At 69.1% G+C, this 11,656-nt stretch carries 8 protein-coding genes; 4 read left to right on the top strand and 4 right to left on the bottom strand.

Features of this window, described 5'->3' with window-relative positions:
- Positions 1-36: 36 nt before the first annotated feature.
- Both AC3WRV_RS11110 and AC3WRV_RS11115 read right to left on the bottom strand, forming a co-directional pair.
- A complete protein-coding gene (locus AC3WRV_RS11110) occupies positions 37-405 on the bottom strand; it encodes a hypothetical protein (RefSeq protein ID WP_492313287.1) in 369 nt (122 codons plus the stop codon).
- 37 nt (positions 406-442) lie between these two features.
- Complete coding sequence (locus tag AC3WRV_RS11115) at positions 443-1,054, bottom strand: TetR/AcrR family transcriptional regulator (protein ID WP_291833561.1); 612 nt, start codon at positions 1,052-1,054, stop codon at positions 443-445.
- Positions 1,055-1,255: 201 nt separating this feature from the next.
- Here AC3WRV_RS11115 and AC3WRV_RS11120 point away from each other — a divergent pair, with 201 nt between their 5' ends.
- Positions 1,256-2,860, top strand: coding sequence for a carboxylesterase/lipase family protein (locus AC3WRV_RS11120; RefSeq protein ID WP_492313288.1), 1,605 nt, complete (start codon positions 1,256-1,258; stop codon positions 2,858-2,860).
- 11 nt (positions 2,861-2,871) lie between these two features.
- On the opposite strand, the gene AC3WRV_RS11125 is transcribed toward AC3WRV_RS11120, so the two are convergent.
- On the bottom strand, positions 2,872-4,809 hold the full coding sequence (locus AC3WRV_RS11125; protein WP_492313289.1) for a cellulase family glycosylhydrolase: 1,938 nt from the start codon (positions 4,807-4,809) through the stop codon (positions 2,872-2,874).
- 127 nt (positions 4,810-4,936) lie between these two features.
- On the opposite strand from AC3WRV_RS11125, the gene AC3WRV_RS11130 reads away from it, so the two are divergent.
- The 3 genes from AC3WRV_RS11130 to AC3WRV_RS11140 are packed head-to-tail and all read left to right on the top strand — an operon-like array spanning position 4,937 to position 9,620.
- Positions 4,937-6,319, top strand: a complete 1,383-nt coding sequence (locus AC3WRV_RS11130) for an MFS transporter (protein ID WP_492313290.1) — start codon at positions 4,937-4,939, stop codon at positions 6,317-6,319.
- A gap of 8 nt (positions 6,320-6,327) precedes the next feature.
- Positions 6,328-7,941, top strand: a complete 1,614-nt coding sequence (locus AC3WRV_RS11135) for a tannase/feruloyl esterase family alpha/beta hydrolase (protein ID WP_492313291.1) — start codon at positions 6,328-6,330, stop codon at positions 7,939-7,941.
- An 8-nt stretch (positions 7,942-7,949) separates the two neighbouring features.
- Positions 7,950-9,620 (top strand): AMP-binding protein, encoded by a 1,671-nt coding sequence (locus AC3WRV_RS11140; protein WP_492313292.1) that lies wholly within the window; start codon positions 7,950-7,952, stop codon positions 9,618-9,620.
- 68 nt (positions 9,621-9,688) lie between these two features.
- On the opposite strand, the gene AC3WRV_RS11145 is transcribed toward AC3WRV_RS11140, so the two are convergent.
- On the bottom strand, positions 9,689-11,656 hold the full coding sequence (locus AC3WRV_RS11145) for an alpha/beta hydrolase family protein (RefSeq protein ID WP_492313293.1): 1,968 nt from the start codon (positions 11,654-11,656) through the stop codon (positions 9,689-9,691).

An 11,656-nucleotide genomic window follows, 5' to 3' on the forward strand; every position in this document is an offset into this window, starting at 1 on the left:
GACGACGGTCTGGCCGCCCCTTCGGTCTGCTGTGGCTTACTGGGTCGGCGGGGTCGCCGGGATGGCGGCCAGCGCGGCGTCCAGCTCAGCCAGGGCCGCGTCGTCCAGATTGGCCTGCGGGAACTCAGCCAGCTGGCGCGGCGTCAGGCCGGCGATCATCTCGCTGATGCTGGCGGTTTCTTCCGGCGTCATCGGCGGCTGGCCGGCGGCGATCCGGCGCCGTTCGAAGAAGGCGCCGACCACCACCCGCGCCTGGGGGTCGGCGGTCAGGTCGGCCATGGTCATGTCGATCGAGAATTTCGGCTTGGCCGGCGCTTCGGCGGCGGGCGCCGGAGCGGTTTGGGCCAGGGCCGGCGCGGCTCCGGCGAGGGACAGGGCGGCGACGAAGGCGATGCGGCGGATCATGGGAGTGTTCCTGTTCTGGATCATGTGAGCGTCCGGACTATCGGACAAGAACCTGTGTCAGCGCCTCGATATGCGCCTCGATGACGTCCGGGTCGGACGGGTCGATATTCCACACGCGGCGAACCTCGGGCGCCAGGGTGTAGAAGGTCTGGGCGGCGCCGACGAAGATGTAGACCAGCGCCGGCGTGGAAACGTTCGGCAGTATGCCTTCCCGTTTGCACATTTCGATGAACCGGGCCGAGACCTTGCTGATGTCGGCGATGAAGCTGTCGGTGGCCCAGTGCAGGCGCTCGCTGTCGCGCATGCTCTCCTGCATCATCAGCCGGGCGTGTTCGGGATGCTTGGCCGAATAGACGACGACGGCGCGGATAACCGCCTTGGCATAGGCCCGGAAATCGGCGTGGACAGGATCGTCCGGCCTCGGCAGCGCCAGCTCCTTGGCCTGCCGTTCGAACAGGAAGGCGACCGCGGCTCGCCAGAGGGCGTCCTTGCTGGAGAAGTGGTATTTGATCAGGGCGTTGTGCGCGCCGGCCAGGGCCGCGATCTCTCGCGTCGAGGCGCCGTCGAAGCCCTTTTCGGAGAAGACCTCCAGCGCCGCCTGAAGCAGGCTCGCCTGGGTCGCTTCTCTTTGCTGGACTCTGAGGTTCACCCGCGTTTCCAAGACAACTCGCCCGAAATCCTTCGTTTCCTGAGTGCCGTCCTTGCCGGCGAAGCGTTCGACTCTGTGTTCGAAATCCGCGCCGCCGAAGGTCACTCGACATTCGTTATGCATCTGCATAGCGTGATGCGCAAGTGATCTGGCTTAAGGGGCGGAACTGTACTCCGTCGGCCGATCCGGGAGAAATCTCAGATGGATCAGACACGTCGATCGCGGAGCGTGCGCGCCGCATGGACCGCCGCCTGCCTGGGCCTGACGCTGGCGGCCGGCTCGGCCTGCGCCCAGACGCCGCCGTCCACGACGCCGGGGACCCCGGTCACCGCCCAGATCCCGCAAGGCGCGCTGGTCGGGGTGGACGAAGGCGACGTCCGGTCGTTCAAGGGCATTCCCTACGCCGCCCCGCCGGTCGGCGACCTGCGCTGGCGGGCGCCCCGGCCCGCAGCCGCCTGGACGGGCGTGCGCGACGCCTCGGCCTTCGGCGCCGACTGCATCCAGCCCCGCCCCGGCTGGGACGACACCCAGTCGAAACAGCCGACCAGCGAGGACTGCCTGACCCTGAACGTCTGGGCCCCGGAGACACGGACGGCGGAGCCCCTCCCCGTCATCGTCTGGATCCACGGCGGCGGCTTCATCATGGGCTCCGGCAGCCAACCGCTCTTCGACGGCGCCCGGCTGGCTTCGCGCGGCGTCGTGGTGGTGACCTTCAACTACCGGCTCGGCCGTTTCGGCTTCTTCGCCCATCCCGCCCTGACGGCGGAAGCGGGCGACGCGCCGACGGCCAACTACGGCCTGATGGACCAGGTCGCGGCGCTGCGCTGGGTGCACGACAACATCAACGCCCTGGGCGGCGACCCCGAGCGGGTCACCATCATGGGCCAGTCGGCCGGCGGCGGCTCGGTCCTGCAGTTGATGACCATGGCCGAGGCCCGGGGTCTGTTCCGGGGGGCCGTCGTCCAGTCCGGCGGCGGCCGCGACCACCTGCCGCCCCTCACGGCGCCGGCCGGCCAGCGATCGGGCGAAAGCGTCGGCGAGGCCTTCGCCGCCTCGGTCAACCTCAGGAGCGCCACGGCGGCTGACCTCCGGGCCCTTCCGGCCGAGCGGGTGCGCGGGCGGTTGGACCTGTTGAACCCTGAGCGGAACACATTCACCGGCCCGATCATCGACGGGCGGCTGGTCACCACCCAGACCCTCGACGCCTTCACGCGCGGGGAGCAGGCTCCCGTACCCCTGATCATCGGCGCCACCAATTTCGAGCTCGGCTCGATCCCGTCCTTCCTGCGCGGAATGGTCGCCGACCGCACGCTGGAGGACGTCGAGGTCTCCAAGCCGGACCTGATGACCATCTACGGAACCTCCGACACCCTCAACCGGGCCATGCCGTCCGAGCTCACCTTCGTCGAACCGGCCCGGCGGCTGGCCGCACTCGACGCGGCCGCGGGCCATCCGGTCTGGCTTTACAGCTTCGGCTATGTCGCCGAGAGCAAGCGACGCGAATGGTCGGGAGCGCCGCACGCCTCGGACCTCGGCTACGGCTTCGACACCCTGGGCCGGCTGAAGGGCGACTATTCCGAGGCCGACCAGCGCATCGCCACGGCCATGGCCGACTACTGGGCGGCGTTCGCGCGGGATGGTCGGCCGGACGCCGCGGGCCAGCCCGAATGGCCCCGGTACAACCCGGACAGCGACCGGGCTCTGCTGGTCGGCGAGACCGGCGTCTCCGTCGGCCCGTCGCCCGAGGCCGCCCGCCTCGACGCCCTGGGCCGGTTGCGCGACGCCGCCCGGGCTGTCTCGCCCTAGCTCAAGGGCCTTTATTCCCGGGGCGTTAGCACGATCTGCAGAGCCCCCGCGCCGGACGCCGTGACGCGGACGACCTGTGCGGTCCGATCATGCTCCCAGACGGCGTCCGCGCCGGAAAGAGCGGCTTCCACGCCCTCAGGGAAGCGCCAGGTCGGCACAAAGATTTCCGTCGGGGCGCCGACCGCGGGATCGGCCTCGACGGTCACCGTGAAGCGGCGCGCGTCGGCCTCGAAGGCCATGGCCGTGATCACGCCCTGCGCGCTCCGGGCATAGGGTCGCGAGAAGCCGGCCAGCCCGCGGGCGCCCGACGCCGGATCGTCCTCGGCGGTCGCCTGGTCGACGGAATAGATCGACAGGTCCTCCTGGTTCCACCCGTCCCCGACCCGCAGGTCGTTGCGGTTGGTCGCCGTATAGTTCCACTGGGTTGAGGACAGCAGAAGCGTGTCGAGAGTGTCGTACATCAGCCCCAGCGCGGTCGCATGGGCGCTCCAGACCTCGTCGCCGCGCTCGCCCGACGCCCAGCGGTCGAAAGCCTCGCCATGGTTGAGGTCGTAGGGAATGCCGAATTCGCCGACCAGGGTCGGCGCGCCCCCTTCCCTCATCGTCAGCCCCATCGCCCGGATATAGCTCAGCTGGAACGCATAGCGCTGGCGGCGGGCGTCCAGATCGGACTGCGGGTCGAACAGTTTTGAGCCCAGGATCTCGACGTCATACCAATGGCTGGCGTTCACCGTCCGGGCCGGCATAGGGCTGGGGAAGGTCTTTCCCTGCAGCATGAGATAGGGGCACATCTCGCCGAACAGCAGCCAGTCCGGGCGGACGTCGCGGATCGCCGCGGCCACCCTGCCGAAGAACGGCCGCATGAAGTCTCGCTCGTGATCCAGCTTCTCGCCGTCCCGGACACGGAAGAAGTCCTCGTCCACGACCACCGCGGCGTCGCCGTGAAGCGCCCACGCCCCGGCCGTCTCGAAGGGGTCGGGTCCGTCGTCCAGCCAAATCGATGCGCGGTCGGGGTTGACCACCGTCTCGCCGACCTCGGCCATCTCGAATCCCTGACGGCGCTCGAGCACCGGCAGGCGAACGACCTGTCCCCGGGCGGCCTTCAGGCTGTCCAGCGGCGTCCACGACGGTCCCGGCCACAGCGGCGTGGCGTTGTCCGCATCCGGTCCGGTCCGGCGCTGCGACACCTTCTGCCCGACCCAGCCCTGACCGGGCTCGTTCAAGCTGTCGAAGCCGATCACATTGTTCAGGGACTTCACCCGGTCCGCGACCGCCCGCATCGCGCCCAGATAGGCGCCCTGAAGGAAGTCCTGCACATTGACGCCGCCGACCTTCCAGTCGGGTGTCAGGGTCGCCCCGGCGAAGAAGGCGGTCCACATGATCCCGTTGACCGGCATCTGGTAGTTTCGCGGCCAGCTCATCATCGGATAGCGATCTTCCTGCCGCGCATCCGGAGAGGCGTAGTCGTAGCGCTGCTGCATCACGTGGACGGCGTCGGCGGCGTCGAACGCCGCCAGGTTCAGCCCGACCGCCTCGAACACCCATCCGGGCGCGCCGTCGCCGCCGCTCATCCGGCTCCAGACGTCCTGGTGGAAGTCGATGAACACCGCCAGCCCATGCTCGCCGGCCTTGGCGCAGACCGCCGCGAGATAGTCGAGATAGGCCTCGTCATACTGGCCGTGCCCGGCATGCTCGACCGCTTCCCAGCAGGTCAGCAGCCGCAGGACGTTGAAACCCCAGCCCCGGATGCGGCCCAGATGCTCGTCCGCCTCCTCCAGCGGGAAGGGCCGCCCGATGAAGCTGACGCTGCGGTGATCGGCGAAATCGCGCGGCGGAACGGGACCGGCGTGGGACAGCGGGATCTTGCTGTCTCCCCCCAAATTGACGCCCCTCAGAATGGCGTGCCGCCCCTGCGTATCGACGAACCGGGGGCCGTCGATGTCAAACATCAGTTGCTGCATTCGCCCTATCGACCTCACACGAAACTCGTTATACAGTTGGACAATAAGAATAGGTCTGGGCCCAGTCCAGCCGGAAAAACATGGGGCGGAGAACGTGGCTAAGGACCAGGCGGCCGTGTCCGGACGCATATCGCCGTTGCGCAAGCTGGCGATCGGCGTGGGCGATTTCGGGTGCAATCTGTATTGGCAGACGACCCAGCTCTATCTGCTGTTCTTCTACACCGACGTGGTCGACCTCCCGGCCAGCACCGCCGGCCTGATCTATATGGCGGCCCTGATCTGGGACGCGGCCATGGACCCGATCGTCGGCCTGATCGCCGACCGCACCCGCAGCCGCTGGGGACGGTATCGCCCCTATCTGGTGATCGGCGGGCCGCTGCTGGCCCCGGCCTTCGTGGTCCTGTTCGTCGGCCCGGGCAGCCATGTCGCGGGGGCGGTCGCCTTCGCCCTGATCAGCCAGCTGCTGTTCCGCACCCTCTACGCCCTGGTCGCCATTCCCTACGCCTCCTTGTTCGCCCGGGTGACCAGTGACAGCGCCCAGCGTGGCGACCTGGCCGGGTTCCGCATGGTCTTCGGCGCCCTGGCCGCCATCCTCGTCGCGGCCCTGACCCTGCCCTCCGCCTCGGCCCTCGGCGGCGAGGCCGGCGGGCGTCAGGGCTGGATCATCATCGGCGTCGCCTACGGCGTGATCGCCACCGGCTGCCTGATGTTGACGGCCTGGGGCAGCCGTGGACTGGATACGCCCAATGCGGCGGCGGAACCGCGTCGTCCCCCGGCCGCCGTCTGGCGCAGCCTGGCGTCGAACCGCGCCCTGCACCTGCTGCTGGGCGCCATCGTGATCACTTCATTCTCGACCACGATGTTCTCCAAGAACCTGCTGTATTATTTCAAATATGTCGTCGGCGATGCCGACATGGGCAGCCTCGGCCTGGGCGCCATCGCTCTGACTGTGGTGGTCACGACGCCGCTCTGGGCCATCGCGCTGCGCGTGATCGGCAAGCGCAACACCTGGCTGGTCGGCGCCGTGCCCAGCGTGCTGGGGCTGACGCTGTGGCATTTCGCCGACGGCCAGACCCTGGGCGTCCTGTTCGCCGCCCTGGTGCTTCAGGGCGTGGGCATAGCCGCCGGGGTCGTCTGCTTCTGGTCCATGTTGCCGGACACGGTCGAGTACGGCGAATGGCGCAGCGGCGTGCGCACTGAATCCCTCGTCTTCGGCCTGACCGTGCTGGGTCAGAAGGTGGCCCTCGGCCTCGGCGCCGGCGCGCTCGGCATAGCCCTGACCCAGTTCGGCTATGTCCCCAATGTCGCGCAGTCCCCGCAGACCTTGGCCGACATCAAGGGGCTGATGTTCTGGGCGCCGCTGGCGGGAACGCTCGCCGCCGCCGCCCTGATCTGTTTCTACCCGATCAACCGGCGGACCCACGCCGCGATGGTCGAGGAGATCGCGGCCCGGACCGGAGCCGCGGACGCCGCCCCCCCCCCGCCCCAAGCCAGCTGAGTGACCGCATGATCCTTCGATCCAGCCTCGCCGCCGCCGTCGCTTTCGGAGCACTTGCCGCCGCGTCCTCCGCCCACGCCCAGTCGGCCGATCCCGCCTGCGACGGCCTGACCGCGCTGCGTCTGGCCAATACCCGGATCGACGCCGCCGTCGCGGTGAAGTCCGGCGACCGCCAGCCGATCGAGGCCTTCGGCCTGCCGTCGCTGACCGCCAGCGCCGCATACTGCCGGGTCTCGGTGACCCTGACCCCGGTCCCCGGCTCGGAGATCCACTCCGAGATCTGGCTGCCGGCGCCGGCCGCCTGGAACGGCAAGTTCGCGGCCATGGGCAACGCCGGCTTCGGCGGCGCCCTGGGACCGCCCCGGTTGTCCATGCGGCCCGCCCTGAGCCGCGGCTACGCCGTCGCCGGGACTGACATGGGTCACACCGAGGCCGGCGCCGACGGCAAGAACGCCAGTTGGGCGCTGAACCAGCCCGAGCGGATCATCGACTTCGGCCACCGCGCGAACCACGTCACGGCGGTCGCCGCCAAGGCGCTGGTCGAAGCCTATTACGGCCGGCGGCCCGACCGCTCTTACTTCCAGGGCTGCTCCGACGGCGGTCGCGAGGCGCTGATGGCGGCGCAGCGCTATCCCGACGATTTCGACGGAATCATCGCCGGCGCCCCTGCCAATGCCTGGACCCATCTGATGGCCTCCTTCGCCTGGTCCTGGAAGGCCGCGCACCAGTCTGCGGACAGCATGCTGAAGGCGCCCAACCTGGCGCGCATCCAGGCCGCCACCCTGGCCGCCTGCGACGACCTGGACGGCGTCAGGGACGGGGTCATCGAGGATCCGCGCATCTGCCGCTTCGATCCGGCGACGATCCGCTGCGATGTCGATGCGACCGACGGCTGCCTGACCGCGCCCCAGCTCGACGCGCTCAAGGCCCTCTACGCCGGCCCCCGGCGCGGCGTGACGGGCGCCTCCCTGTTCCCCGGCTTCTCGCCCGGCGGAGAGGCGGTCCGCAACGGCTGGGACCTGTGGATCACCGACGCGGCGGCGCAGCAGCCGGACTTCGCCCGCTCCTTCTTCGCCAACTTCGTCTTCAATGACGCGGACTGGCGGCTGGACCAGTTCGACTTCGACAAGGACTTCGACCGGGCCCAAGCCGCGATGGCGGGCATCCTCGATTCCGACAATCCCGACATGTCCGCCTTCAGGGCGTCGGGCGGCAAGCTGCTGATGTACCACGGCTGGAGCGATGCGGCCCTGCCGGCCGAGGGCACGATCCGCTATTTCGAGGCCGTGCGCGGCGCCATGGGCGCCGAGGCGGTGGACGACTTCGCCCGCCTGTTCATGGTGCCCGCCATGGGTCACTGCTTCGGCGGCCCCGCTCCCAACACCTTCGACATGCTGGGCGAACTGGACGCCTGGGTAGAGGGCGCCCCGGCGCCGGAGCGGATCGTGGCCAGCAAATACGCCAACGACCTGGCCCAGTTGCTGAACATGCCGGCGGGTCAGCCGCAGAGCACCCGTCCGCTCTGCGCCTATCCCAAGGTGGCGCGCTGGAAGGGCGAAGGCGCGACGACCGACGAGGCCAATTTCGAATGCGTCGTCCAGACGCCGCGCGCGAACGACTGAGCCCGACCATGGACAGCCACGTTCAAGGCCCGACCGAGCCGCCGCTGCTGACCCACACCATCGGCGCGGCGCTGGCGCAGGCGGCGCGGCTCTGGGGCGAGCGCGAGGCGGTCGTCTTCCCCGCGCAGGGCGTCCGCCTGACCTGGGCGGAGCTGCATCGCCGGGCCGGCGATTTCGCGGCCGGTCTGCTGGCCCACGGCCTTCTGCCCGGGGACCGGATCGGGATCTGGTCGTTGAACCGGGTCGAATGGATCATCACCCAGTTCGCCGCGGCCCGCGCCGGCCTGATCCTGACCACGGTCAACCCGGCCTATCGTCTCGACGAGCTGGAGTTCGCGCTCAACAAGGTCGGCTGCAGGGCGCTGATCCTGTCGCCGCCGTTCAAGACCAGCGACTATCCGGCGCTGATCCGCGCCCTGGCGCCGGAACTGGATCAGGCGGTCGTCGGCGACCTGACCGCGGCCCGCTTGCCCCATCTGAAACTGGTCATCCAGATGGAGGCCCCGACCCTGGCCGGGGCGGCCGGTTTCGCCGCGGTCGAAGCCGCCGGCCGGACCGCGGGCCCGGACGCCCTGCATGCGGTCGAAACCGGCCTGTCCTGCGACGACGCGATCAACATCCAGTTCACCAGCGGCACGACCGGACGGCCCAAGGGCGTCACCCTGAGCCACCGCAACATCCTGAACAACGGCTACATGGCCGGGATGACCATGGCCGTCACGCCGGACGATCGCATCTGCATTCCCGTGCCCCTGTACCACTGCTTCGGCATGGTGCTCGGGGTCATGGTCGGCGTGGCGCACGGCTCCGCCATGGTCTTCCCCGGCGAGGGCTTCGATCCCCTGGTCACGCTTCAGGCCGCCGCGGCCGAGCGCTGCACGGCGCTCTACGGCGTACCGACCATGTTCATCGCCGAGCTGGAGCACCCGCGCTTCGCCGAGTTCGACCTGTCGTCGCTGCGCACCGGCATCATGGCCGGATCGCCCTGCCCCATCGAGATCATGCGCAAGGTGATCGACCGCATGCACATGCGCGACATCACCATCGGCTACGGCATGACCGAGACCAGCCCGCTCAGCTTCCAGAGCGCGCTGGACGATCCGCTGGAGCAGCGGGTCTCGACGGTCGGCCGCATCCACCCCCACGTCGAATGCAAGATCATCGACGCCGACGGCGCCGTCGTGCCTACCGGCGTTCCGGGCGAGCTCTGCACCCGGGGCTATTCCGTGATGATCGGCTATTGGGACGAGCCCGAACAGACGGCCGACGCCAAGGACGCTGAAGGCTGGATGCACAGCGGCGATCTCGCGACCTTCGACGACGCCGGCTACTGCCGGATCGTCGGGCGGCTGAAGGACATGATCATCCGGGGCGGAGAGAACCTCTACCCGCGCGAGATCGAGGAATATCTCTATCGCCACCCGAAGATTCAGGACGTGCAGGTCTTCGGCGTCCCGGACGCGCGTTATGGCGAACAGGTCTGCGCCTGGGTGGTGCTGACCGACGGCAAGACCATGGACGAGGCCGAACTGCTGGCCTTCTGCCACGGCGAAATCGCGCACCAGAAGCTGCCGCGCCACGTCCGCTTCGTTCGCGAATTCCCGCTCACCGTCACCGGCAAGATTCAGAAATTCGTCATGCGCGACATGATGATGCGCGAACTCGGCATCCAGGACTGACCGCGCCTCGCCGCCGCAGGTTGGCCGGCTGACCCGCCGGCCCTGGCTGTCCGGCGCGCATTAGGCAATCATTGACCGCGCGCCTGACCGGCGGATCGCCGGACATAGGTGTCAAGGAACCGGAGATAGGCTTCCTGGGCCGCGATCCGATTGTCGCGCTTGCGGAACCCATGCCCCTCATCCGGGAAGACGATGTACTCGACCGGCACATTGTTGGCGCGGACGGCGGCGACCATTTCATCGCTTTCGACCTGAAGCACGCGCGGGTCGTTGGCCCCCTGCACGACCAGCAGGGGCCGCACGATCCTCTCCGCATGGAAGAGGGGCGAAATGCGACGATGGCGCTCGGCGTCGGTCGCCGGATCACCCATCTCATCGAACAGGGACGCGCGTTGCGCCCCCCACCAGGCGGGGACCGATTCCAGCGTCCGCACCCAGTTGGTGACGCCGAAGATGTCGATGCCCGCTTCGAAGGCCTCGGGGTGGAAGGCCAGGGCCGCGACGGTCAGATAGCCGCCATAGGAGCCGCCCATGACCGCGACCTGGTCGTCGGCGATCCAGTCTTGAGCGCGCAGCCAGTCGCCCCCGGCGACGATGTCGCGCAGGTCCGCCTCGCCGTGACGCCGGTCGTCCATGTGCAGGAAGGTCTTGCCGTAGCCTGAGCTGCCCCGATTGTTGGCGGCCAGCACGGCGTAGCCGTGGTTCACCAGGTGCTGGACCATGGCGGAATAGCCGCGACGGCTCTGCCCGCCCGGCCCCCCGTGCACCAGCACGACCGCCGGAGCGGGGTTCGCGGCGGAGGCGCCGTGCGGGCGGTACAGGACGGCGGGGATCATCACGCCTCCCTCCCCGCGGTACCGGACGACCGTGGCCTCGACCAGGTCGTCTTCCCGCATCGCCGGGTTCAGGGCGGTCGTCAGCCGACGGGCCTGACCCGTGGTCAGATCGGCGACGAAGATGTCGTTGGGCGAGGTGTCGGACGCGACGGTGAAGGCCATGCGCCGCTCATCATCGCTGAACCGCACCGTGCCGATGTCGCCCTCCGGAACGCCGGCCAGCGCCACGGCCCGTCCGGTGGCCGTGTCCAGCACGGTCAGCTCGGTTCGCGCATCGACGTTGAAGGCCGAGATCCGATAACGGCCTGACGGCGAATAGCTCAACGCCGTGAGATCCCAATCACCCTTCAGGTCGTCGGTCGTCTCGCCGCTCGCCAGATCATGGCGATAGCCCCGACCGAACTCCCCGACGGCGTCGCTGCCGAACAGCAGGGCTCGGGAATCCGGTGTGAAGTCGAACACCCGATACTTCACCGATCCGGTGTGCGGCGTGATCAGCCGCGGCTCTCCACCGACCCGCAGATCGACGAGATAGAGATTGCCGTCGCCGCTGCCGAGCTGCTCCTCCAGCACGACCCAACGCCCGTCCGCGGAGATGGCCCCCAGCGTCATCCCCGGGTTCTCGAACAGCAGCCGGCTGTCATAGGTGGCGGGATTGATCGCGACGATGTCGAACACCTTCGGATCGCGGGCGTTGGAGGCGACCCAGATCTCCGACCGGTCGCCCTTCCACCCGATCAGATTGGCCTTCACGGCGTCGCCGGGCGTCAGGTCCCGCAACGTACCGTCCCGCTCGCGCACATAGACGTGGCTGCGCTCGTTGCCGCCGCCGTCCGCGGCGACCAGGATCCGGTCGTCGTTGGGGAAGTAGCTTTCCGCATAGGTCGCATTGGTGGTCGAGGCGGTCAGGGGCACGGCCGTCCCGCCGGCCACGGGCAGGGCGTAGGCGTTGAAGACGCCCGAGGCGTCGCTGGACACCAGCACCGACGCGCCGTCCGGCGAGAAGGCCAGCCCGGACCCGCTGGCCAGGCCGAAGCTGGTGGTCTGGAAGAATTCCGCGGCGCTGTACGTCCGGGTCATGCTCCGGGTCTGCTGGGTCGATCGGTGCTGCTGGGCGTGGGCGGTCAGCGGCGCGGCCGCCGCCATCAGGGCGATCGCCGAAACGAGGCCGGCGCGGGTCAGCTTGAAGGTGTGTGACAT

This window comes from Brevundimonas sp. EU05-FHT14B11 (genome assembly GCF_058790835.1).

Coding starts and splice junctions, on each gene's coding strand:
- AC3WRV_RS11110 (WP_492313287.1), bottom strand. CDS start 405: ATGATCCGCCGCATCGCCTTCGTCGCCGCCCTGTCCCTCGCCGGAGCC.
- AC3WRV_RS11120 (WP_492313288.1), top strand. CDS start 1,256: ATGGATCAGACACGTCGATCGCGGAGCGTGCGCGCCGCATGGACCGCC.
- AC3WRV_RS11125 (WP_492313289.1), bottom strand. CDS start 4,809: ATGTTTGACATCGACGGCCCCCGGTTCGTCGATACGCAGGGGCGGCAC.
- AC3WRV_RS11135 (WP_492313291.1), top strand. CDS start 6,328: ATGATCCTTCGATCCAGCCTCGCCGCCGCCGTCGCTTTCGGAGCACTT.
- AC3WRV_RS11140 (WP_492313292.1), top strand. CDS start 7,950: ATGGACAGCCACGTTCAAGGCCCGACCGAGCCGCCGCTGCTGACCCAC.
- AC3WRV_RS11145 (WP_492313293.1), bottom strand. CDS start 11,656: ATGTCACACACCTTCAAGCTGACCCGCGCCGGCCTCGTTTCGGCGATC.